Here is a 22,433-nt window from a genome sequence, read left to right as displayed (position 1 = left end):
GGGAGAGCAGACGATGGAATGGAACGTCACAAAGCGGAGCGCGCTGACGCGGTTGCGATGAGTGCCGCCAGCTCCCGCGGTGCGGTCTCCTGCACGTTGTGCGTCGCGTCGATGACGATGACGTGAGCGGCCGGCAGACGCTGCTGCAGCTCCGCGGCATCTGTTTCGTTCACGAAGCCGCGCGTTGCGCGCACCAGGGTGAGCGGAGCAGTCACACCGGCGAGGTCATCCCAGCCGGTCTCGTGCAGCACGGACGGGGCAGCCTCGGAACCGGGGGCGTGCGCGGAGAGCGCCTGCGCGGCGAGGTGGGCGAAGTGGTGCTTCCATTCCACCCGGCCGTCGGGGCGCACGCGGGTGTTCAGGAAGACGCCGCGCTCGGTGTCCGGCCGCGTGCCGCCGAAGCCGAGCGAGATGGCCCGGTCGACGAGCTCGTCGCGCGTCGCGAAGTCGGTCGGACCGGCGTAGAACTCTCGCAGTGCAGCGGGTCCGGCCGAGGTGTCGATGCCCGGGGTGATGTCGACCACCACGAGCTCGGCGACGAGGTCAGGGCGGGCGGACGCGAGGGCGGCGCCGGTGAGCCCGCCGAGGGACTGTCCGACGACGAGCTGCGGTGCGGTCGTCCACGTGTCGAGGGCGCGGGCGACGTCGGCAGCCAGCGCGCGCGGGGTGTAGTCGAGGTCGTCGCGCCATGAGGAGTCGCCGTGGCCCGCGAGGTCGATCGCGAGGAGCGGCTGCTGCGCGGCGAGCGCCGTGGTGTCCCAGGTGTGGGCGTTGAGTCCGGCCCCGTGGAGGAGGGTGACACGCGGAGCGTCCGTGCCGAAACGCAGAGCGCTCAGGCTCCGTCCATCCGGGAGGGAGAGAGTCAGTCGCTCGACCGGGGGCACGGGAACGCCCAACGCGTCGGCCTGTGCGGGAAGATAGCTGAACTCAGTGATGTCGATCGCCACGTGGATATTCTGCGCCCGTTTCCCGCCGGGTCGGAAATGCGGGAGCAATGTGACAATTGATTACGGCCTGTTTCTTTGCGTGATGATTACTCGAGTGAGTTTCAAGCTCGCATTCTGCATTTTTCCGCAACGGGCGCATCCGCCTCAGGGCGCTGACGCGGCGAATATCATGGAGACATGAGCGAGACGCGAGTGCACCTGTCCAAGACCGAGCCGACCGCGTACCAGGCGCTCGACGCTTTCTCGCGCACCGTCGGGGAGATCTGCGCGGCGAACGGGATCGATGAGCGTCTCAAGGAGCTGGTGATGATCCACTGCTCCCAGCTGAACGGATGCGCGTTCTGTGCTCGGATCCATGTGGATCGCGCGCTCGCCGCCGGTGTCGACACCGACACCCTCACCCAGGTTCCGACGTGGCGGGAGAGCGGGGTGTTCAGCGAACGCGAGCGCGCGGCGCTGGAGCTCGCCGAGGCGTTCACGTTCATCGCCGACGAGGGCGTATCCGACGAGGTGTACGACAGGGTCGGGAGCGTCTTCACCGAGAAGGAGTACGCCGCGCTGAGCTGGGCCTGCGTCTCGATCAATGCGTTCAACCGCATCGTCATCGCGGGACGGTACCCGGTTCCGCCGCGCACGCCGCAGGCGCAGGCATGACGATCCTCGACGTCGGCGGTGTCACCAACGTCCGAGACGTCGGCGGAATCCCCGCGGCCGACGGGCGGATCCGTTCCGGAGTGCTGTTGCGCTCCGGCCAGCTCTCCGGTGCGACGACGGCAGGTGCCGCCGAGTTGCGCGCCCGCGTGCGCCACATCGTCGATCTGCGCGACGGGGAGGAGGTCGCCGCCGAGCCGTCGGAGATCGATGGCCCCGATACCACGCACTTGCCGCTGTTCCTCGGATCGGTCCGGTCGTTCTTCGAGTCGGACACGAGTCTCGATGACCTCTACCTGCACCTGCTCGAGGAGAGCAGCGAGCGCCTCGTCGATGCGATCCGCATCATCGCGGCGGGGGAGCCGACCCTCGTGCACTGCACGGTGGGCAAGGATCGCACCGGCGTGACCGTCGCTCTAGCCCTCTCGGCGGTGGGGGCCGAGCGGGAAGCGGTGATCGCCGACTACGCCCTCACCGAATCGCAGCTCCCTGCGCAGCGGTCGCAGCGCATCGTCGAGTACCTTCGGACGCAGCATCCGGATGCCGTGCATGCCGTCGCACTCGCGACGCAGTCGCCTGCTCCGGTGATGCGGCGTCTGCTGGAGCAGGTCGATGAGCGATGGGGCTCGGCCGCCGGCTACCTGCTCGCGCACGGGCTGCGTCAGGACGAGCTGGATGCCCTCACCGCGACCCTGGTCGAGCCTGCAGAGGATTCACAGCGCTGACCCGCTCACCAAGGTTAGGCAAGCCTTCACTTGGTGTACGATGGTTGCACCATGGAAACCTCTCTCGATGTCCGCAGCACGCGCGCTGAGCGCCGTGCCGCTCGTCGACGTGCTCACCACCTGGTGACGGCCGATGAGCACTCGCTCGCCGAGCTCGAGGTCTTCCTGGCGACTCTGCCGTTGTGCGCATCCGGACGGATCTTCATCGAGGTTCCCGAGGCCGGCGACATCGGCGTGATCGACGCGCCGGGGCGCATGACGGTGACCTGGCTCGCTCGCTCGGCCCGCAGCGGCGCTCCGGGGTCCGGTCGCTCCTGCGCACCGGGAGAGGCTCTCGCCCGCGCGACCTGCGCCTGGGCCGACGAGATGCTGTGCGACGACGAAGACGGCACCGAGACGCACGTCACGCTCCTGGGCGGATACCTGGGAACGGCCGACATCGTCGACCATCTGACCTCGACGCTCGGCATCGAGGCCGGAACCATCCACGCGCCGGAGCGCTTCGGGCTGCTGCCGTCGGAGCGCTGAGTCCTCAGCGCGTGCGACGCACGTAGTTGCCGTCCTCCAGTCCCGCTTCGATCTCGAAACGGTTGCGAAGCGGGTCGCGTCCGGCGAACAGATACAGCACCGGCATCAGGAAGCCGTAGCGCAGCCACTGCGCCTTGTGCACGGCCTCATGGCGCAGCACGGCATCGGTCGGTTGCGCATCGCCGGTGAGGAAGCAGCCGCCGACGCAGACGCCTCCGCGATTGAAGGTCCACTCCGGCATGCCTCGGAACACCCAGAGTCCCGCCCGGCGCTCCACCGGACCGGTCGACCAGATCGCGCCCCAGATCCATCCGACGGACGTTCCCCACCAGTAGCCGACGCGGCTGAGGGGTGAGCGCAGCAGGAAGGACGGGATGCGACGGTCGAATCGTCGACCGCGTGCCAGGGCTTCGTCGGCTGCCGGGCGCCAGTCCACGCTCACGCGACAGCCCCGACGAGGCGCAGGAGCGCGCCGAGGTCGTCCACTGCGTCGACGGGAGAACGGGGGGCGAAACCGGCGATCGTCGCGCCGGCGAGCGGGACCTCTTCGCGCAGACGCCGGATGGCCGCGCTCAGGGCTGACGGGGACAGGCCGAAGGGTGCGGGGGAGGAGACCCCCGAGAAGTCGGCGGGATCGAGCACATCGACGTCGATGTGCACCCAGACACGGCTGGCGCCGGTCGCGCGCACGGCGGTGGCGAGGGCGCCGGGGTCGTCGAGATCCGAGACGGAGAGGTTGGTGAATGAGGCGATCTGCTCGACTTCGGCGTCGTCGAGGGTGCGCATGCCCACGGTCACGATCCGCCCGCGGCCGACCCCCGGAGAGAGCGCGAGCTGCTCCTCTCCGTCGCCCAGGAGCGCACGCAGTGCCATCCCGGAGAACGCGCCGGAGGGTGAGGTGTCAGGGGTGTGCATGTCGGCGTGCGCATCGCACGACACCACCGCGAGGTCGTCGGTGCCGCCGGGGAGCGTATCGAGCGCCGCGACCGTCACGCTGCAGTCGCCGCCGATGACGACCGTGTCGGTCGTGATGTGAGACGCGATCTCCTCCCGCGTGCGCAGCAGCGCGCTGAGGCGGCGGACGCCGGTGCCGAGCGATTCGCCGGCCTCGACCGGCACATCGAGAACGGTCGTCGCCGCGCGGGGGAGATCGCCGGCGATGGCGGACGCGCCGTCGACGAGGAGCATTGCGCGCGGCGCCGGTGAGCCCTGCCACTGCGGGACGACGAGGAATCGCACCATGGGTGCCTCCGGGGGGGGGGGGGGGGGAAGCGCTGATGCCCCGGACGCCGGGTCCGGGGCATCGGCAGGGGGGTCAGGAACCTTCGATGGCCGTGCGCGGCGCGGTGCTGCCGGCCTTCAGCTCGGCCAGACGGGCCTCGACCTCGGTCAGTTCGCCGAGGTCCTCCAGGCTCTCGAACTGGGCATCGAGGCTCGACGCCGCGAGCTCGATCTTGCCCTGGGCGATGGCCTCCTGGCGCCGGACCTTGTCTTCGAAACGGCCCAGCTCGCTGGTGGGGTCGAGCACGTTGATCGAGCCGACAGCATCCTGCACCTTGGTCTGCGCCTCGGCGACCTTGGCACGGGCGAGGAGCTCGCTGCGCTTGTTCTTGAGCTCGACCAGCTTGTCCTTCATGCCGTTGAGGCCGCTCTTGAGCTTGTCGACGATCTCGGTCTGCGCGGCGATCTGCGGCTCGGCGCTGGTCGCCTCGCGCTCAGCGCTGATCTGGCGCTGCAGAGCGATCTTGGCGAGGTTGTCGAACTTGTCCGCGTCGACGGTGTCGCCGCTCTTGCGCATCTCGTCGGCCTTGCGGCTGGCGGCCAGCGCCTTGTTGCCCCATTCGGTCGCGGACTGCACGTCTTCCTCGTGGTCGCGCTCGAGCAGACGCAGGTTGCCGATCGTCTCGGCGATCGCGGACTCGGCGTCGGCGATGCTGTTCGTGTAGTCGCGAACGAGCTGGTCGATCATCTTCTGCGGGTCCTCCGCAGAGTCCAGAAGGGAGTTGATGTTCGCTCGGACGAGCGTGGAGATACGCCCGAAGATGGACTGCTTGGTCATGGGTGATTCCTTTCAGATGGTCTGAGTCGAAGTCTGCGTGATGTGTCTATGAAGTTCAGAAGCGTCCCCCTCCGGAACGGCCGCTGCGGCCTCCGCCGGACCGGCCCCCTCCGCCGAAGCCGGAGCTGCGGAAACCGCCGCCACCGCTCGAACGCCAGCTGCTGCTGCGCGACGAGGAGCGACCGCCGCCTCCGCCGCCGGAGAGGAGTCCGCCGATGATGCCGCCCAGGATGTCGCCGCCGATGCCGGATCCGCCCGAGCTGGACCCTCCGCCGAACGGGCCCGTGCCCCAGCCGCTGTCGTCATAGCCGCGCGAGTTGTATGCGGAGACGTCCGCGGACGCGGCAGCGATCGCCTGTCGGGCGAGGTCGAGCGCCCTCGTCGCCTCGGTCAGAGCAGCCTCGGGAGAGGTCTCACGCAGGCTCAGCGCCTGGGTGAGACTCGCGTCGGCCTGGGAGAGACGCGTGCGGGCGGTCGACCCCACCGTGCCGCGGCGCGTCTCGATGAACTCCCGTCCCGTGCGGATCTCGGACCCCGCCTGGGCCAGGGTCTGCTCGAGCATCTGCTGCGCCCGGCGCGCCCGGTCGACACTCTCGCGCCCCTGGGCGATGGCCGCATCGATCTGCGTGTTGGCCGCGGTCAGGGCATCGAAGGCCCGCTGTGGATTCCGGGGCGCCACGGTGAGGTCGGACTGCGCCCGTTGGAGTTGCTGGAGCGTGGATGACGCGGCGGCGGCCAGGGAGCCCTGGACATCGGGAAGCTGCTGCGCGGCCGCGACGTCGGTCTGCAGTTCGGCGACGAGCGCCTGAGCCTGCGCCTCGATGGCCGCAAGGTCTGCTCCCAGTGCGGAGATCGCCTGCACGAGCTGGGTGGCCTGGGCGACCGACTGCTCGGCGGTGCGGATCGCGAAGGCAGCCTCACCGGACTTCCCCGCGGCGATGGCCTGTGCTGCGGCGTCGATCGACCGATCCGCGAGGGCAGCGCGCTCCTGCGCCTGCGCGGGATTGTCGGCCACCGTGGTCAGGGCCGCGGGATCGTAGGCGGCGACCAGTGTCGCGAACGCGGCGGGTGCGCTGGCGAGGAGGGGCTGCAGCGCTGCGCGCTCGGCCCTTACCCGCTCCAGCTCTTGCGGAGCGTTCTGCTCCAGCTTGCGGAGCTCGTCGAACGCCTCGGTGTTGTCGTCGAGGACGTCGTCGATCTCCTCAGCGATCCGGATGATGCGGATGTGCCAGGCGCGCCGATCCTGGACCGTGTCCTCGATCTCGTCGTCGAGCTTCTGCTTGAGGTCGAACGCCTCCGACATCTTCGTCTTCGCCGCCTCCACGACATGCGTGAACTCGGCGGTCGCGGCGTCGCCGAACTGGGCGATCGCGAACCCGAGCTCCTCACGGCTGGACGTGATCGCGTCGTCGGCCTGCACGAGCGCAAGACCGGCCTGCGTCGCCACCTGGTCGTCGGTGAGCGTGGAGAACGGGTCGTTCGGGTCGGGGGTCTCGGGCATGGCTCCGCGCTTGCGGATCTCGGCCGCACGACGTCGACGGCGCACCAGGGCGATGATCACCCAGAGCAGGAGTGCGAGGGCGATGATCGCGAGGATGATCAGGAACACCTGCAGGGCACCGGCGCCGCCATCGCCCTGGATCTCATCCGCCGCGAGGATGATGGCCCCTGACCAGTCGTTCTGCGCGAGCAGCGGCTGGATCTTCTGCTCGACGTCGTCGAGCTTGCTCCCGCTGAGCGGTCCGCCCTCCGCCGCGGAGATGTAGTAGCTGCGTTGATCGACCGCGATGGCCAGCAGATACTGCTCGGGGCCGAGGTTGTTGTTCTCCGCGACCGTGTCGGCCCACTCGATCCGATCGCTCGGAGAGGCGAATTCGTCGACGAGCACCACGAACAGGTCCGATGTGGAGTTCTCGGTGAGCTCCTGGAGCCGTGCCTCGACGGCCGTCGTCTCGTCTGCGCTCAGGACGCCCGCGCTGTCGGTGACGTACCCGGAGTCGAGCGTCAGCGGGTCCGTGGCCGAAGCGGCGGTGGCGCTCATCGTTCCCGCGAACACTGCTGTCACGACCGCAGCCGCTGCCAGCCACCGAGACCTCATCGTGTTCCCTCCGACTGACCGCCGTACCCCATGTGCCGAGTCTATGCACAGACCCCGACACGCGACAGCTTCCCGCGGCGGATCGCCGTTCGCCCTCAGCGGAGGCACATACGCTGGAAGGCATGGACGACAGGTACGGATCGGATGTGCTGGCAGCGGGATGGCGCGAGCGCGCCGCGAAGCCGGTGCCGCAGGTGCCCGCCGAGATCGATCTCGTGGTGGAGGTCGCGGACGACGGCTTCTGTGGAGCGGTGACCCGGGTGCAAGGCGGCACCGTGGAGTTGGAGGACCGCCTCGGCCGTAAGCGCCTGTTCCCCCTCGGTGGCGGCTTCCTGATCGACGGCGCGGCCGTGCGCCTGACGGTTCCTGCCGCGGCACCGCAGGGCACGCGTCGTACGGCCTCCGGATCGTTCGTGGTCGCGGACCAGCGCGCCCGCGTGGCGTTGCCCAGCCGCATCCTGGTCGAGGGCAAGCACGACGCGGAGCTCGTCGAGAAGGTGTGGGGTGCTGACCTGCGCGTCGAGGGCGTCGTCGTCGAGTTCCTGCAGGGCGTCGACCTGCTCGACGAACTGCTCGATGCCGAGCCCCCGAGCGCGAAGCGCCGCTACGGGGTGCTGGTCGATCACCTCGTGCCCGGCTCGAAGGAGTCGCGCATCGCCGACGCCGTCGCGCGCGGTCCGCACGGACGGCACGTGCGCATCGTCGGCCATCCGTTCGTCGACGTCTGGCAGTGCGTCACGCCGCGGGCGCTCGGGGTGGCACGCTGGCCGGAGATCCCGCGCGGGACGGACTGGAAGACGGGGATCTGCCGTGCCTTCGGCTGGCCGCACGAGACGCAGGCCGACACCGGGCGGGCGTGGCAGCACATCCTGAGCAAGGTGCACACGTACCGCGACCTGGAGCCTGCGCTGCTCGGTCGCGTCGAGGAGCTCATCGACTTCGTGACGGAACCGCAGGCCTGACCGGCGGTGGCGCGGACGCTGCGGCGTCCCCGGCTACCCTGGAGACATGCCCGAACCCCGCACCTTCCGTGACGAACCGGTGTCCTTCGTGCGCCGGAGCGGCCGGATGTCCGAGGCGCAGGAGCGCGCCTTCACCGAGCTCGCCCCGCACTACCTCCTCGACGTCCCGCGCGACGTCGCCTGGACGTCGGTGCACCCGGAGGCGCGACTCGATCCCGCCGCGGAGTACGCCCGCGACGCCGACCTGTATGTCGAGATCGGTTCCGGTCAGGGGCACGCGATCGTTGCTGCCGCGACCTCGCGGCCGGATGACGACTTCCTCGCGGTCGAGGTCTTCCGTGCGGGCCTCGCTCGCACCATGCTCGATGCCGATCGCGAAGGAGCACGCAACCTGCGCGTGGTCGAGGCGAACGCCCCCGAGGTGCTCTCGTCGTACCTGCCGGAGGCTGCGGCCCGCGAAGTCTGGATCTTCTTCCCCGACCCGTGGCACAAGAAGAAGCACACCAAGCGCCGGCTCGTGCGGTCCGGCTTCGGGGCCACCGCCGCGCGGGCGTTGCGCGACGGCGGGCTGTTGCGCCTCGCCACCGACTGGGAGGACTATGCGCTGCAGATGCGCGACGTGCTCGACGCGGATCCGCTGTTCGAGCGGGCCTTCGACGGCGAATGGGCGGAGCGGTTCGACGGTCGCGTGATGACCGCGTTCGAGCGCAAGGGCATCGCGAAAGGTCGAGACATCCGCGATCTGACCTACCGGCGCCGCCCGCGCGCATGAACGACGTGCGCAGCGCGACGGCGGTCTGGCCGGGCATCGCTCCCGCGATCCTCGTGTGCGCCGCGGCGCCCGCGTTCTTCGTGCTGGAGATCCCCTGGCTCGGGTGGGCGCTGCTGGCGCTCGGCATCGCGGCGGCCTGGTGGATGGAGCGCGGACGTGTGAGGGCGCCCGGTCCTTCGCTGACCCGCGACCTCTCCTTGATCGCGATCGGTCTGCTGATCGTGAGCGTGATCCCGCTGGCGGCCGAGCTCGACAACCTGGCGATGCTGCGCTTCACGCTCGCGCTCGGGGGAGCGGTCGCCGTGCCCTACGTAGTGTCCCGGTACCTGTACCGCGACCGTGCCATCGGCTTCCCGTGGCGTACCCACCGTCGTTGGGGGCGTCTGCAGTGGGGATGGCTGGTGGCCGTCCTGCTGCTGGGCTGGCTGATCCTGCCCTTCTACTTCATCACCAGCGGGGTCTACCAGAACTGGCCGGTCGTCGACACCCCGGACCTGATCGCCCGCCTGTTCGTGGGAGTGGGAGCGGTCGGCATCTGGGATGAGCTGTTCTTCATCTGCACCGTCTTCGCGCTGCTGCGTCGGCACTTCCCGGATGCGCTCGCGAACGTGCTGCAGGCGATCGTCTTCGTGTCGTTCCTCTGGGAGCTCGGCTACCGGGAGTGGGGACCACTGCTGACGATCCCGTTCGCGCTGCTGCAGGGGTTCATCTTCCTGCGCACACATTCGCTGGCCTATGTGGTCACCGTGCATCTGCTGTTCGATGCGGTCGTCTTCGCCGTGCTGGTGCACGCCCACAATCCCGGCCTGCTGCCGATCTTCCTGGTCTAGGTCGGTCGCTCCGGACGCGCCGCGCGCATCCAGGTTTGCTGTGCAGCACGTCGGCGCGGGACAATCAGCACATGCTCATCGTCGGTCTCGTCCTCGCCGCGGCTGCTGCCGCGTTCCACGTGTTCATCTTCGCGCTCGAGTCGCTGAAATGGACCGAGCCGGAGACGAGGAAGATCTTCGGCGTCGCGAGCGAAGCGGATGCCGTGACGATGAAGGCTCTCGCCTTCAATCAGGGCTTCTACAACCTGTTCCTCGCATTGACTGCCCTGCTCGGCATCGGTCTGACGATCGTCGGCTTCGCGACCGTGGGTCTGACCCTCGTCTTCGCCGGCACCGGCATGATGGTCGCCGCAGCCCTGGTGCTCGTGCTGTCCGACCCCACCAAGCTCCGCGCCGCCGCGATGCAGGGAACGCTGCCGCTGCTCGCGGTCATCGCGACCGCTGTCGGCGTCGCGATCGGCTGAACGCTCCGGGCGCTCAGTCGCGGATCACCGCGGCGACCGCGCTCACCTCGATCAGCGCGCCGGGCACGGCCAGCCCGGCGACGAGTGCGGTCGTCACCAGCGGCGGCGCTCCCTCGCGGGCGAGCGTCGACGCCACCGCGCCGTAAGCCGCACGCAGGTCGGCATCCTGATGGATCAGCACCGTCCAGCTGATCACGTCGTCGAGCCCCGCCCCGACGGCGTCGAGTGCGACTCTGGCGTTCTCGACGGCGCGAAGCGACTGCTCCGCCGCATCGTCGGAGATGAGGGCGCCGTTGTCATCGATGCCGTTCTGCCCGCCGACATAGATGGTGGTCGCGCCGGGAGGAACGACCGCGACGTGGCTGAACGCGGGACTGACGACGAGCCCTGGCGGTTGCATGAGTGCGATATCCATGCGGAGAGTGTGCGCCGGGCCTCGGACATCCGCAAGCGACCGCGTGTGCCCCGCCGAGCACGCAGAAGAAAAGGGCCGCCCGCGTACGGACGGCCCTTCCGATCACACGATCAGAACCGCACGAGCACCTTGCCGACGCGACCAGGCGTCTTGCTGAGACGCACGGCGTCGGCGATGTCTGCGGCGTCGAACACCCCGGCGACCGGTAGCGTCAGCGTCCCGTCGGTGACGCGCTGGATCAGTTCTCCGAACAGGGCTCCCCGCGTGGCGGCATCGAGCTGCTGGATGACCTTGCTGCCCCAGAAGCCCTTGACGATGGTCTGCTTGAAGATCACATCGGAGGAGGCGATCTCCATGACGGGAGAGTTCATCGCTCCGAAGGCGACGAGTGTGCCACCCTCGCTGAGCAGCGAGAGCACGTCGCCGGAGGCCGAGCCGCCGACCGAGTCCACGCCGGCGACGATCGGTGCGCCGCCTGTCAGACGTGCGGCCTGCTCGCGCCAGTCGTCCTGATCGGTCGAGATGACGTTCTCGATGCCCTGGGCGCGCAGCTCTTCGACGCCCTCGGCGCGGCGTACCAGTCCGAGGACGTGGACACCGCGGGCGGCGCCGAGCTGCGCGAGCATACGTCCGACGGCGCCGTTCGCTGCGTTCTGGACGATCCAGTCGCCCTCGTTCACGTCGAGGAACTGCAGCAGGCTGATCGTGCTGAACGGCATCGAGACGAGCTGGGCAGCGCTCTCATCGGAGAGCGCGTCCGGGACCGGGATGAGTCCGGCAGCGTTCGCCACGATGTACTCAGCCCAGGCGCCGAAGGTGCCGCCGGTCGCGACGCGCTGCCCGACGGTGAGGTGTTCGACGCCCTCGCCGAGTGCGTCGACGATGCCGAGCGCCTCGGTGCCGGAGGCCGCCGGGAGCTCGGGCTTGTAGCCGTAGGTGCCGCGGACGGTCCAGATGTCATGGTTGTGGATGGGGGAGAGGACGATACGCAGGCGGACCTGCCCTGCTCCGGGTTCCGGAACGGGGCGCTCCTCGACCGCAAGGACGTCTTCGGCTTCGCCGAACCGGGAATGGATGAGTGCACGCATGATGAGGTTCCTATCCTTCGCGAGATCAGTCGTCTGACACGGTGATCGCGACGTCGATGTTGCCGCGCGTCGCGTTCGAGTACGGGCACACCTGGTGCGCGGCGTCGGCGAGCGCCTGCGCCTGCTCGTGCGGAAGCTCGGGGATGACCACCTCGAGCTCGACCGCGAGTCCGAATCCGCCGGCGCCGTTCGACCCGATCTGCACGCGGGCGCCGACCGAGCTGTGGTCGATCTTCACCTTCTGTGCGCGAGCGACGGACTGCAGTGCGGAGTGGAAGCATGCGGCATATCCGGCGGCGAAGAGCTGCTCGGGGTTCGCCCCGTCGCCGCTGCCGCCCATCTCCTTCGGGATCGCGAGATCGAACTCGACGCGACCGTCGTCCGTGGCGACGTGTCCGTTGCGGCCGGCGCCGGTGGCGAGGGCTTCTGCGGTGTAGAGAGCTTCCATTGAGGGATTTCCTTCCGGGAGGGTGGTCATTCGCCGGCGCGCGGCGCGGTGGCGCCGGCGACGGACGTCGAGGTGCCGCTCTGGAGCAGAGCGGTCAGTTCGTGGAGTTCTGTGATGAGCCGTCGGCGGTGCGCATCATCGCGGATGCCGGAGAGCAGCGCGATCTGTGCGGGGATCTTCGCCAGGTCGGTGCGGAGCGCCTGGCCGGCTGCCGTGAGCTGCACCATGACGACCCGCTCATCCTGGGGGCTGCGCGTCTTGGCCACCAGGCCCGCCTGCTCGAGGCGGCGCACAAGAGGGGAGAGCGTTCCGGAGTCGAGCTGCATGGCGTCCCCCAGAGAGCCGATCGTCTGCTCGCCCTCGTGCCACAGGATGGCGAGCACCAGGTACTGCGGATACGTCAGTCCCCAGGGGGCGAGCAGGGCGCGATACGCCTGCGTGGTGGCGCGGGCGGCGGAGTACAGCGAGAAACACACCATCTCATCGGTCACGGCCATGAGTTAAGTATTGCACGCGATTGAGTTGTGCACAATTTAATTGAATTCTTCCGGACGGCTCTGCTGGTGCGCCGGCCGGACGCGTCGATACAGTGAGCGCATGGAGGCCACAGTGTCGGTGACGGATGAAGACGAGACGGATGCCGACCCTCGCACCGGGCTCTCCTCCGCTCAGGTCGCTCGACTGACCGCGGCGGGAGAGACGAACGCATTCACGGGCGACTCCAGCAGAAGCGCCTGGAACATCGTCCGCGCGAACGTCTTCACCCTCTTCAACGGCATCGTCGGAGCCTGTTTCCTCGTGCTGTTGCTCCTCGGACGCTGGCAGGATGCGCTGTTCGGTCTCGCCGCGTTCGGCAATGCGATCATCGGGTGCTGGCAGGAGTTCCGTGCCAAGGCGTCCCTCGACCGTCTGGCGCTGCTGAACGCCCCCCGCGCACGGGTGCGGCGAGAGGGGCAGGAGATCGAGATCGCCCCGGCGGAGGTCGTGCGCGGCGACATCCTGATCCTGCGGGCCGGGGACCAGGTCACCGCCGACGCCGTGGTGCTGGAGCACCGCGCGCTCCAGATCGACGAGTCGATGCTCACCGGTGAATCGGACGCGGTCGACAAGGAGGAAGGCGCTGACGCGCTGTCCGGCTCGATCGTCGTGGCGGGCGATGGCGTCGCCCGGGCGATCCGAGTCGGTGCGGACTCCTACGCCAACAAGTTCGCGGCGGAGGCGAAGCGGTTCTCACTGGTGGCCTCGGAACTGCGCACCTCGGTCGACCGCGTGCTGAAGTGGGTCGGCTGGGGGATCGGTCCGATCGGACTCCTCGTGCTCAACGCGCAGATGATGGTCGCGGGAGGGTGGGTGTCGGCCTGGCGGAGCGGGACCTGGACCCAGGCGATCGTCAACACGATCTCGGCCCTGACTGCGATGATCCCGCTCGGGCTCGTGCTGATGACCTCGATCGCGTTCGCCGTCGGTGCCGCACGCCTCGCGAGCAGGCAGGTGCTCGTGAACGAGCTGCCCGCGGTCGAGGGCCTCGCTCGCGTCGACGTCATCTGCCTCGACAAGACCGGTACTCTCACCGAGGGTGAGCTGGCCTACCGCGACCTCGAGCGCCTCGATCAGGATGCCGCAGGGTGGGACGACGCACTCGCGTGGTTCGGTGCCGCGCCGGACGCGAATGCCACGGCCCGGTGCCTGCGCTCGCCGTATCCGGTGTCGGCACCGCGCGAGGCCTCCGTGTACATCTCCTTCTCGTCCGCGCGGAAATGGAGCGCCCTCGCGCTCGAGGAGGTCCCCGGCGAGGTCTGGGTGCTCGGCGCGCCGGAGATGGTGCTGGGCGACGTCGCGACGGATGCCGGTACCGCGGTCGGGGAGGCGGTCACGCGGCTCGCGGCGGAGGGGCTTCGCACGCTCGTGCTCGCCGTCAGCCGAGTGCCGTATTCGGTGGCCGCCCAGAAGGCGGAATCCCTGCCGGACGATCTCGCGCCGGTCGCCGTGATCACCTTCAGCGAGAAGGTGCGACCCGACGCGGCGCAGACACTCTCTTACTTCCGGGAGCAGGGCGTGGGGGTGCGGGTGATCTCCGGGGACAACCCGCGCACGGTCGCCGCGATCGCCCGTCAGGTGGGCCTCGAGGTCGGCGACGGCTACGACGCCCACCGTCTCCCCGAGGACGAAGTCGAGCTGAGCGACGTCCTGGAATCGCATACGGTGTTCGGCAGGGTGACACCGGAGCAGAAGAAGCGGATGGTGATCGCCCTGCAAGGCCGTGGGCACACGGTCGCGATGACCGGTGACGGCGTGAACGACGCGCTCGCGATCAAGACGGCCGACATCGGCATCGCGATGAACTCCGGTTCTCCCGCGACGAAGGCCGTCGCCCGACTCGTGCTGCTGGACGGCCAGTTCTCCCACCTCCCCGATGTCGTCGCGGAGGGACGACAGGTGATTGCGAACATCGAGCGCGTCTCGATGCTGTTCCTCACCAAGACGATCTACGCGACGACGCTCGCGGTGCTGTTCGGCATCATGGTGCTGGAGTTCCCGTTCCTGCCGAGGCAGCTGTCGATCACCGATGGGTTGACGATCGGCATCCCGGCCTTCTTCCTCGCGCTGATGCCCAACACCCAGCGATACGTGCCGGGGTTCCTCCGCCGTTCGTTGACGTTCGCGATCCCGGCTGGCCTGGTGATCGCCATCGCTCTCACGGTGTACACGCGGACGGCGATGTCGCTCGGCGTCAGCGAGCCGCAGTTGCGGACCGGCTCCACGATCATCCTCGCTATCGTCGGGATCTGGGTGCTCGCGGTGCTGGCGCGTCCGCTCAACCGCTACAAGGTGCTGGTGGTGGGGGCGATGTTCATCGCGCTGGCGACGCTGTTCACGGTGCCGCTCTCGACCGCGTTCTTCCAGCTCATCGATCCGGGCGAAGAGGCCGCCTACCTGATCGCGATCATCGCCGTCCTCACGGTGCTGGCGATCGAGGTCGTGCGGCTGGTTCACCGCCGCGTGCTCGCGAAGTCAGCGGTCGGCGAAGTGGCGTGAGCCCGGCGGCGCCCACAGCGCCACCAGCAGCAGGGCCTCGACCGCTGCCTGTGCGAAGACCGCCCAATCCCAGTCGGTCGTGGCGGCCGTCACGGCGTGCAGCACGAGCTGGATGGTGAGGTAGATCGTGAGGAGCAGTCGGGCCAGACGGCTGCCTCGACCGACCGCGGCGGCGACGGCGAGCGTGAGCAGCCCGAACAGGATCACGGCGGCGCCGATGAGGGAGACCGGCAGGACGTCCGCATCAGGGACCTGATATCGGCTGAGGAGCACGACGATGCCGAGCAGTGCGTTCGACAGGCCGCTCAGCACCACCAGGATCATGACGACGGTGATGACGACGGGCCGTTTCCGCGGGAGCTGTTCGGTCGCGAGGTCCACGCGCTCACTGTACAAGGCGAGGGGCCGCGGCGAGCGAGTGCACGAAACCGGGTCCCCGAAGCATGGCAACCAGGCTATTACCTAGCTAAGCTAGCGAACATGGATCGCTATCTTCGTCTGCGTTGGGTGGGGCTGGTCTTCATCAGCATCGCGGTGTCGTTGATCATCGTCGACTCGACCATCGTCAACGTCGCCATTCCGGCGATCGTGGCGGACCTGGGCATCACCTCGACCGAGGTGCAATGGGTGCAGGAGGCGTACACGCTGGTGTTCGCCGCGCTGCTGCTCGTCTTCGGAAGCCTGGCCGACCGGTTCGGGCGTCGGCGCGTGATGCTCACGGGCGTCATCCTCTTCGGCGCATCCTCCGTGCTCGCGGCACTCGCGCCCGACGGCGGGATGCTCATCCTCGCGCGCCTCGCGCAGGGTGTCGGAGGCGCCATGATCCTGCCGACGACGCTGTCGATCATCAACGCGACCTTCCGCGGACGCGAGCGCGGCATCGCGTTCGCCGTCTGGGGATCGACCATCGGCGGAATGGCGGCCGTCGGTCCGCTGCTCGGCGGATGGCTGACGACCGCCTTCTCCTGGCGATGGGCCTTCGGCATCAACATCCCGCTCGGCATCATCATCGTGATCGGCGTGCTGCTGACCGTCGCCGAGTCCCGCAGCGACCGCACGGACCGCATCGACGGCGTCGGCGCACTTCTCTCCGTCGTGACGATGGGAAGCCTGGTGTTCGGGCTCATCGAGGGGCGCACTTATGGATGGTGGCTCGTCGACCAGCGTCCGCAGATCGGCGACTGGACCTGGCCGGGGGATCTGTCGCCCATCCCGTTCGCTTTCGCCGTGGCGGTCGCGGGGCTCGTCGCCTTCATCGGCTGGGGTGTGCGCCGCCAACGCAGAGGACAGTCGACGCTGCTCGCGCTGCGACTCTTCTCGATCCGCTCGTTCCGCAACGGCAACATCGCGGCCGGCGTCGTCTCGCTCGGGGAGTTCGGCATCATCCTCGCGCTGCCCCTCTGGCTCCAGTTCGTCCTCGGCTTCGATGCGTTGCAGACCGGACTTCTGCTGCTCGCTCTCGCCGGGGGCTCCTTCGTCGCCAGCGGCGCTGCCGGTGCGTCCAGCGGAAAGATCGCGCCGGTCTGGATCGTCCGTGTCGGCCTCATCGCGGAGATCGTCGGCGTGGCCGGCATCGGCTTCCTGATCGCCCCCGATGCATCGTGGGTGCCGATCGCTCCGTTCCTCTTCATCTACGGTCTCGGCGTGGGACTCGCCACCGCGCAGCTCACCGGTGTCGTGTTGGCGGATGTGCCGGTCGCCGACAGCGGCGCGGCGTCGGGCACCCAGTCGACCTCACGCCAGTTGGGAGCAGCCCTCGGCGTCGCGATCCTCGGCACCGTGCTGTTCAGCAGCACCGCCGGCATCCTCTCCTCGGCGCTCGATGAGCGAGGCCTGCCCGCCGCGCAGCGGGATCAGGTCGTCTCGGCCGTGGTCGACAGCGCAGGGGCAGCGATCTCGGGGCTCGAAGCGAACCCGCAGACAGCAGACATCGCCGCCGACGCGAAGGCCGCCTTCTCGGACGGCACCCGTTACGCCGCGTGGTCGGCTGCCGGCTTCCTGGCGCTCGGCCTGCTCTCGACGATCTCGCTCGGTGCGACCGCGAGTGTTCGCCGCGAGGAGGACACCCCGAGCGCGAGGTGAGATCGAGAGGCGCAGCCCGCGTGCCCGGCCGAGCCTCAGCAGCCGGAGGCTACACTCGACCGATGCCTGCCACCCCGAGCGATGTGACCGACCCGTTCGTCCGCGTTCGTGGTGCCAAGGAGAACAACCTCCGCAACGTGGACGTCGACGTGCCGCGCGACAGCATCGTCGCGTTCACCGGAGTCTCCGGATCGGGTAAATCCTCGCTCGCCTTCGGCACCATCTTCACCGAGGCGCAGCGCCGCTACCTCGAATCGGTCGCCCCGTACGCGCGGCGTCTCATCCAGCAGGGCCACGATCCGCATGTCGACTCGATCACCGGCCTCCCGCCGGCGGTCGCGCTGCAGCAGCGGCGCGGTGCCCCCAGCGCCCGGTCGAGCGTCGGCACGGTCACCACGCTCTCGAACTCCCTGCGGATGCTCTTCTCGCGTGCGGGGACCTTCCCTGAAGGATTCACGACGCGGCTGGACTCCGACGCGTTCTCGCCGAACACGGCAGCCGGTGCATGTCCGGAATGCCACGGAATCGGTGTCGCGCACAGCGTCACCGAGGACTCCCTCGTTCCCGACCGGTCTCTCAGCATCCGCGACGGGGCGATCGCGGCCTGGCCGGGAGCATGGCAGGCCAAGAACCTGCGCGACATCACCATCAAGCTCGGCTACGACGTCGATCGTCCGTGGCGGGACCTGCCGCAGGAGGACCGGGAGTGGCTGCTGTTCACGGATGAACAGCCAGTCGTCGAGATCACTCCGCAGCGGGACCGCGTCGCCAAGCCGTACAAAGGACGGTTCTGGAGCGCGAAGAAGTACGTCTTCCACACGCTCGCCGACTCCCAGAGCGCGACGATGCGCGCGAAGGTGCTGCAGTTCGTCCGGTCTGGACGCTGCCCGCTCTGCCACGGCACCGGTCTTCGCCGTGAAGCGCTGGCTGTGACGTTCGCCGGACGGACGATCGCTGAGCTCAACGCGCTCCCGATGACCGAGCTCGCCGAGGTGCTGCGGCCGACCACACTGCTCACCGATGCCGCCCCCGCACTGCCGACGACTCTCTCCGGGGAGCGCACCGATGTCGCGGTCGCGCTCACCACAGACCTCCTGGAACGCATCACCGTTCTCACAGACCTCGGACTCGGCTACCTCGGGCTCGGTCGCGTGACGACGACGCTCTCACCCGGCGAGATGCAACGACTGCGGCTCGCGACGCAACTGAGGTCGGGACTCTTCGGCGTCATCTACGTGCTCGACGAACCGTCCGCCGGTCTGCACCCTGCCGATGCGGAGCCCCTGCTCGAGGTCCTGGAGCAGCTCAAGCGCTCGGGCAACTCCGTCTTCGTGGTCGAGCACAACATGGACATCGTCCGACATGCCGATTGGATCGTCGATGTCGGTCCCGGGGCCGGCGAGGGCGGCGGTGAGGTGCTCTACAGCGGTGCGGTCGAGGGACTCGCGTCCGTCGAGTCGTCCGTGACCCGGCCGTTCCTGTTCTCCGAGCACGCCGAGGTGGCCGAGATCCGTCGCGCCGTGCGCGCCCCGAAGGCCTGGCTCACCATCGAGGGCATCACAGCGCACAACCTCACCGACGTCGACGTCGCCGTCCCCGTGGGCGCTTTCGTCGCCGTCACGGGGGTCTCGGGGTCGGGCAAGTCGACGCTCGTGAGCCGGGTGCTCCGCGATGTCGTGCGCGATCATCTTCGTGCGGACGGCGACGGCTTCACCGAGGATACTGACGAGGATGCGACGTCGACCGCTGTTCCCGGAGACGGCGCGGGAATCGCCGAGGCGACGATCGCCGATACCGGCGCTGACGCGCTCTTCTTCCGACGTGCGACGGGTCTGGAGCACGTCGATCGGCTGGTGCGCGTCGACCAGAAGCCCATCGGACGCACACCGCGCTCGAACCTCGCGACCTACACGGGCATGTTCGACGCGGTCCGCGCGGAGTTCGCCCGCACCGACCTCGCCAAGGAGCGCGTCTACACGGCAGGACGGTTCTCGTTCAACGTCGCCGGCGGACGCTGCGAGACCTGCCTGGGTGAGGGGTTCGTGTCGGTGGAGCTGCTGTTCCTCCCCGGCAGCTACGGACGTTGCCCCACCTGCCGCGGCGCACGGTACAACGCGGAGACGCTCGAGATCAGGTTCGAGGGCAAGACGATCGCGGACGTCCTCGCGTTGACGGTCGAGCAGGCGTCGGAGTTCCTCGCCGCCGTTCCTGCCGCAGCACGCAGCCTGCGCGCTCTCCTCGACGTCGGACTCGGCTACCTGCGCCTCGGGCAGCCGGCGACGGAGCTGTCGGGCGGCGAGGCGCAACGGATCAAGCTGGCGACCGAGCTGCAGCGGATGCAGCGCGGTCACACGCTCTATCTGCTGGATGAGCCGACGACAGGTCTGCATCCCGCCGACGTGCGTCTGCTGCTCGCGCAGCTGCAGTCCCTCGTCGATGCCGGCAACACGGTCGTGGTCGTCGAGCATGAGATGGATGTGGTCGCGGCCGCCGACTGGGTGATCGACCTCGGCCCTTCCGGGGGCGACGCCGGAGGACGCATCGTCGCCGCGGGGACTCCGGACGCGATCGCGAGTGATCCCGCCAGCCGCACCGGTCCGTATCTGGCCGCGCGACTCCCGCGGTGACGACGCCCCGGATGTGAAGAAGGACCGCCCTCACGGACGGTCCTTCTTCATGAGTGTGCCCCCGACAGGAGTCGAACCTGCGACCTACGGTACCGGAAACCGGCGCTCTATCCACTGAGCTACGGAGGCGTACCGATCGACAATATCACTGCTCGGGGGTGGTCTCCGACCCGCCCGCCTCGGTGACGGGTGCGCCGGCCAACTCGGCCAGTGCGGCGGCGACCTTCTCCGCCAGGTAGCGGTGCCCTGCGGTGGAGGGGTGCTTGCGTCCGAGGTCGACGTCGATCACGTCGAGGTAGTTCTGCTCGGTGATCCAGTTCTGCGCGATGGGGGAGATGTACCACCAGCCGCGGGCAGCGGCGAGTTCTGCGAGGTCGGCGTCGATGCGCGCCGTCGCGGCTCCGACGGGAAGCTCGTGCGGCGCAGGGCCGAGCACGACGATCGTGGCCTCCGGATACTTCGCGGCGAGTGCATCCCAGGCGGCGGTGACGGCCTCGCGGTAGCCGGCCTCGCCCTGCTCCCGATCGTTGATCGACCCCTGGATGATGATGAGGTCGGGGTGCAGCGTCGGATCGAGTGCACTGATGCGCTCGCCGAACGCGGGGCCGTCGAGTCCCGGCTTGAGGTAGCCGCTGCCGCGAACACCGTCGACGATGGTCTCGCCGTCGAGCAGGCCGGCCAGCTGATACGCGTATCCCTCGGTGGGGACGGTCGCCGCGGACCCGTACGTCCAAGAGTCGCCGAACACGAGGACGGTGGGGTGCTCAGGGAGCACGAGAGGCGCCGGGGCGATCGCCGCCGGTGCTGCTCCATCGCCCTGTGCAGCGGCGCCGATCGGAGCGGCGGAGGGAAGTGGAGCCCACGGTCGCCACATGCCGAGCGCGACTGCCGCGAGCACGAGGAGCAGCGCGACGGCGACCCCTGCGGATCGCAGCGGGTGACGGGTGACACGGGCCTTCATGGGATGAGAGTAGATCAGGAATCCCCGGGCGCAAATTCCGGCCCGCCACGCGCCGTAAACTGGGGAGCCTATGAACCCTGAAACGCTCGCCCACGCCCTTCTCGCCGTCCTCACGCCCCTCGCAGACGAGCGACGCCCTGGCGAGCCGCTCGGACTGACCGCCGCCGACCTCGTCTTCGAGCGCCCGCGCAACCGCGACCACGGTGACTGGTCGTCGAACATCGCCATGCGTCTGGCCAAGCAGTTCGGCACGAACCCGCGCGAGCTCGCGCAGCAGATCGCCGACGGGCTCGCCGCGGTCGACGGCGTCGCCAGCGCCGAGGTCGCCGGGCCAGGGTTCATCAACATCCGCCTGGATGCGGCAGCTGCCGGTGCGCTCGCGAAGACGATCGTCGATGCCGGCGCCGCCTACGGCACGAACGACTCCCAGCAGGGGGTGAGCGTGAACGTGGAGTTCGTCTCGGCGAACCCCACCGGTCCCCTCCACATCGCCCACACCCGCTGGGCGGCGCTCGGCGACTCGATCGTCCGGCTGCTGCTCGCCAGCGGAGCCCACGCCGTCCGCGAGTACTACATCAACGACGCCGGTGCGCAGATGAAGCGTTTCGCGACCTCGTTGCTCGCGGCGGCCAAGGGCGAGCCGACGCCGGAAGGCGGATACCCGGGGGAGTACATCACCACCCTCGCGCAGCGGGTGCTCGCCGCGCATCCTGATCTGCTCGAGCTTCCGCACGACGAGCAGCTCGTGGTCGCCCGCGACCAGGCATACGAGTACCAGCTGGCCGAGATCAAGAACTCGCTCGACCGCTTCAACGTGCCCTTCGACGTCTGGTTCTCCGAGCGCACGCTGCACGCGAAGGACGCCTCGGGAACGAGCCTGATCGACCAGGCCGTCGACCGTCTGCGCGAGCAGGGGCATGTCTTCGACCTCGACGGCGCCGTCTGGGTGCGCACCACCGACTTCGGCGACGACAAGGACCGCGTGATCCGCCGCTCGAACGGCGAGTACACGTACTTCGCCGCCGACGCCGCCTACTACCTCAACAAGGGCGACCGGGGCTTCCAGAACAAGATCTACCTCCTGGGCGCCGACCACCACGGCTACGTGCACCGCCTCAAGGCCGTGGCCGGCGCTGCGGGGGAGGATCCGGAGAAGAACGTCCAGGTGCTGATCGGTCAGATGGTGTCGATCAACGGCGCCCGCCTCAGCAAGCGCGCCGGCAACATCATCGAGATGGACGACCTGCTCGACTGGCTCGGCACCGATGCGCTGCGCTATTCGCTCGAGCGCTCGCCGGCGGACTCCCCGCTCGACCTCGACCCCGAACTGCTGCAGAAGCGCACCAACGACAACCCGGTCTTCTACGTGCAGTACGCCCACGCGCGCACGCACAATGTGGCGCGCAACGCCGGCGACTCCGGAGTCGACCGGTCCGAGTTCGCACCGGAGACGCTCACGCACGAGTCCGAGGCCGCACTGCTCGGTGCCCTGCAGGAGTTCCCCCGCATCGTGGCGTTCGCCGCGGAGGTGCGCGAGCCGCACCGGGTCGCGCGCTACCTGGAGGAGCTGGCGGGGCTGTACCACCGCTGGTACGACAACTGCCGCGTCATCCCGCAGGGCGACGACCCGATCGAGAGCGTGCACCGCACGCGCCTCTGGCTGAACGACGCCGCCGGTCAGGTCTTCCGCAACGGTCTCGATCTGCTGGGCGTGTCCGCACCAGAACGCATGTGACGGGC

Annotated in this window: 22 protein-coding genes and 1 tRNA gene; 11 read left to right on the top strand and 12 right to left on the bottom strand. The window is 69.0% G+C overall.

All coding sequences use genetic code 11. The features are described from left to right. Window positions 1–26 precede the first annotated feature (26 nt). The gene (locus ACIOVG_RS00605) at window positions 27–953 is read right to left on the bottom strand and encodes an alpha/beta fold hydrolase (RefSeq protein WP_400872621.1); all 927 of its coding nucleotides are present in this window, start codon (window positions 951–953) and stop codon (window positions 27–29) included. A gap of 171 nt (window positions 954–1,124) precedes the next feature. On the opposite strand from ACIOVG_RS00605, the gene ACIOVG_RS00600 reads away from it, so the two are divergent. Genes ACIOVG_RS00600 through ACIOVG_RS00590 form a run of 3 tightly spaced genes read left to right on the top strand, consistent with a single transcriptional unit; the run spans window position 1,125 to window position 2,851 of the window. After that, window positions 1,125–1,601 carry a carboxymuconolactone decarboxylase family protein gene (locus ACIOVG_RS00600; RefSeq protein WP_400868036.1) on the top strand — a complete coding sequence of 159 codons (477 nt, stop codon included), beginning with the start codon at window positions 1,125–1,127 and terminating at the stop codon, window positions 1,599–1,601. Then, on the top strand, window positions 1,598–2,323 hold the full coding sequence (locus ACIOVG_RS00595; protein WP_400868034.1) for a tyrosine-protein phosphatase: 726 nt from the start codon (window positions 1,598–1,600) through the stop codon (window positions 2,321–2,323). Before ACIOVG_RS00600 ends, ACIOVG_RS00595 begins: the two co-directional genes overlap by 4 nt. A gap of 51 nt (window positions 2,324–2,374) precedes the next feature. Next, window positions 2,375–2,851, top strand: coding sequence for an SIP domain-containing protein (locus ACIOVG_RS00590; protein WP_400868032.1), 477 nt, complete (start codon window positions 2,375–2,377; stop codon window positions 2,849–2,851). 4 nt (window positions 2,852–2,855) lie between these two features. Here the strand turns inward: ACIOVG_RS00590 and ACIOVG_RS00585 are convergent, their stop codons facing one another. The 4 genes from ACIOVG_RS00585 to ACIOVG_RS00570 all read right to left on the bottom strand — a co-directional run bounded on the left by ACIOVG_RS00585 (window position 2,856) and on the right by ACIOVG_RS00570 (window position 7,008). After that, complete coding sequence (locus tag ACIOVG_RS00585; RefSeq protein ID WP_400868030.1) at window positions 2,856–3,293, bottom strand: Fe-S oxidoreductase; 438 nt, start codon at window positions 3,291–3,293, stop codon at window positions 2,856–2,858. Further along, window positions 3,290–4,093 (bottom strand): arginase family protein, encoded by an 804-nt coding sequence (locus tag ACIOVG_RS00580; RefSeq protein WP_400868028.1) that lies wholly within the window; start codon window positions 4,091–4,093, stop codon window positions 3,290–3,292. The genes ACIOVG_RS00585 and ACIOVG_RS00580 overlap by 4 nt, the downstream gene beginning before the upstream one ends. A gap of 73 nt (window positions 4,094–4,166) precedes the next feature. Beyond that, window positions 4,167–4,910, bottom strand: a complete 744-nt coding sequence (locus ACIOVG_RS00575; RefSeq protein WP_400868026.1) for a PspA/IM30 family protein — start codon at window positions 4,908–4,910, stop codon at window positions 4,167–4,169. Window positions 4,911–4,965: 55 nt separating this feature from the next. Then, window positions 4,966–7,008, bottom strand: a complete 2,043-nt coding sequence (locus ACIOVG_RS00570; RefSeq protein WP_400868024.1) for a TPM domain-containing protein — start codon at window positions 7,006–7,008, stop codon at window positions 4,966–4,968. Between the two features lie 122 nt (window positions 7,009–7,130). On the opposite strand from ACIOVG_RS00570, the gene ACIOVG_RS00565 reads away from it, so the two are divergent. The 4 genes from ACIOVG_RS00565 (at window position 7,131) to ACIOVG_RS00550 (ending at window position 10,036) form a co-directional block, all read left to right on the top strand. Next, the gene (locus tag ACIOVG_RS00565) at window positions 7,131–7,970 is read left to right on the top strand and encodes a DUF3097 domain-containing protein (protein ID WP_400868022.1); all 840 of its coding nucleotides are present in this window, start codon (window positions 7,131–7,133) and stop codon (window positions 7,968–7,970) included. A 46-nt stretch (window positions 7,971–8,016) separates the two neighbouring features. After that, window positions 8,017–8,742, top strand: a complete 726-nt coding sequence (gene trmB / locus ACIOVG_RS00560) for a tRNA (guanosine(46)-N7)-methyltransferase TrmB (protein ID WP_400868020.1) — start codon at window positions 8,017–8,019, stop codon at window positions 8,740–8,742. Beyond that, the gene (locus ACIOVG_RS00555; protein WP_400868018.1) at window positions 8,739–9,572 is read left to right on the top strand and encodes a CPBP family intramembrane glutamic endopeptidase; all 834 of its coding nucleotides are present in this window, start codon (window positions 8,739–8,741) and stop codon (window positions 9,570–9,572) included. The genes trmB and ACIOVG_RS00555 overlap by 4 nt, the downstream gene beginning before the upstream one ends. A gap of 71 nt (window positions 9,573–9,643) precedes the next feature. Continuing rightward, on the top strand, window positions 9,644–10,036 hold the full coding sequence (locus ACIOVG_RS00550) for a DUF1304 domain-containing protein (RefSeq protein ID WP_363552933.1): 393 nt from the start codon (window positions 9,644–9,646) through the stop codon (window positions 10,034–10,036). Window positions 10,037–10,049: 13 nt separating this feature from the next. On the opposite strand, the gene ACIOVG_RS00545 is transcribed toward ACIOVG_RS00550, so the two are convergent. The 4 genes from ACIOVG_RS00545 to ACIOVG_RS00530 all read right to left on the bottom strand — a co-directional run bounded on the left by ACIOVG_RS00545 (window position 10,050) and on the right by ACIOVG_RS00530 (window position 12,484). Further along, on the bottom strand, window positions 10,050–10,451 hold the full coding sequence (locus ACIOVG_RS00545) for a RidA family protein (RefSeq protein WP_400868016.1): 402 nt from the start codon (window positions 10,449–10,451) through the stop codon (window positions 10,050–10,052). 110 nt (window positions 10,452–10,561) lie between these two features. Further along, window positions 10,562–11,539 (bottom strand): zinc-binding dehydrogenase, encoded by a 978-nt coding sequence (locus ACIOVG_RS00540; protein WP_400868014.1) that lies wholly within the window; start codon window positions 11,537–11,539, stop codon window positions 10,562–10,564. Between the two features lie 25 nt (window positions 11,540–11,564). Further along, window positions 11,565–11,987 (bottom strand): organic hydroperoxide resistance protein, encoded by a 423-nt coding sequence (locus tag ACIOVG_RS00535; RefSeq protein WP_400868012.1) that lies wholly within the window; start codon window positions 11,985–11,987, stop codon window positions 11,565–11,567. Between the two features lie 26 nt (window positions 11,988–12,013). Continuing rightward, entirely contained in the window at window positions 12,014–12,484 is a 471-nt protein-coding gene (locus tag ACIOVG_RS00530; protein ID WP_400868010.1) for a MarR family winged helix-turn-helix transcriptional regulator, read from the bottom strand. Window positions 12,485–12,584: 100 nt separating this feature from the next. Here ACIOVG_RS00530 and ACIOVG_RS00525 point away from each other — a divergent pair, with 100 nt between their 5' ends. After that, the gene (locus ACIOVG_RS00525) at window positions 12,585–15,023 is read left to right on the top strand and encodes an HAD-IC family P-type ATPase (protein WP_400868008.1); all 2,439 of its coding nucleotides are present in this window, start codon (window positions 12,585–12,587) and stop codon (window positions 15,021–15,023) included. Here ACIOVG_RS00525 and ACIOVG_RS00520 read toward each other — a convergent pair. Next, window positions 15,000–15,404 (bottom strand): hypothetical protein, encoded by a 405-nt coding sequence (locus ACIOVG_RS00520; RefSeq protein ID WP_400868007.1) that lies wholly within the window; start codon window positions 15,402–15,404, stop codon window positions 15,000–15,002. The genes ACIOVG_RS00525 and ACIOVG_RS00520 overlap by 24 nt on opposite strands. 99 nt (window positions 15,405–15,503) lie before the next feature. On the opposite strand from ACIOVG_RS00520, the gene ACIOVG_RS00515 reads away from it, so the two are divergent. Beyond that, the gene (locus ACIOVG_RS00515; RefSeq protein WP_400868005.1) at window positions 15,504–17,105 is read left to right on the top strand and encodes a DHA2 family efflux MFS transporter permease subunit; all 1,602 of its coding nucleotides are present in this window, start codon (window positions 15,504–15,506) and stop codon (window positions 17,103–17,105) included. Window positions 17,106–17,167: 62 nt separating this feature from the next. Further along, window positions 17,168–19,732, top strand: a complete 2,565-nt coding sequence (locus tag ACIOVG_RS00510) for an ABC transporter (protein ID WP_400868003.1) — start codon at window positions 17,168–17,170, stop codon at window positions 19,730–19,732. 56 nt (window positions 19,733–19,788) lie between these two features. Here the strand turns inward: ACIOVG_RS00510 and ACIOVG_RS00505 are convergent. After that, window positions 19,789–19,861, bottom strand: a tRNA-Arg gene (locus ACIOVG_RS00505). A gap of 16 nt (window positions 19,862–19,877) precedes the next feature. Next, on the bottom strand, window positions 19,878–20,693 hold the full coding sequence (locus tag ACIOVG_RS00500; protein WP_400868001.1) for an SGNH/GDSL hydrolase family protein: 816 nt from the start codon (window positions 20,691–20,693) through the stop codon (window positions 19,878–19,880). A 70-nt stretch (window positions 20,694–20,763) separates the two neighbouring features. Here ACIOVG_RS00500 and argS point away from each other — a divergent pair, with 70 nt between their 5' ends. Further along, entirely contained in the window at window positions 20,764–22,428 is a 1,665-nt protein-coding gene (argS, locus tag ACIOVG_RS00495) for an arginine--tRNA ligase (protein WP_400867999.1), read from the top strand. Window positions 22,429–22,433 lie beyond the last annotated feature (5 nt).

Source organism: Microbacterium sp. NPDC087591 (genome assembly GCF_044743625.1).
GTDB lineage: Bacteria > Actinomycetota > Actinomycetes > Actinomycetales > Microbacteriaceae > Microbacterium.
This window is presented reverse-complemented; position numbering and strand designations above follow the sequence as displayed.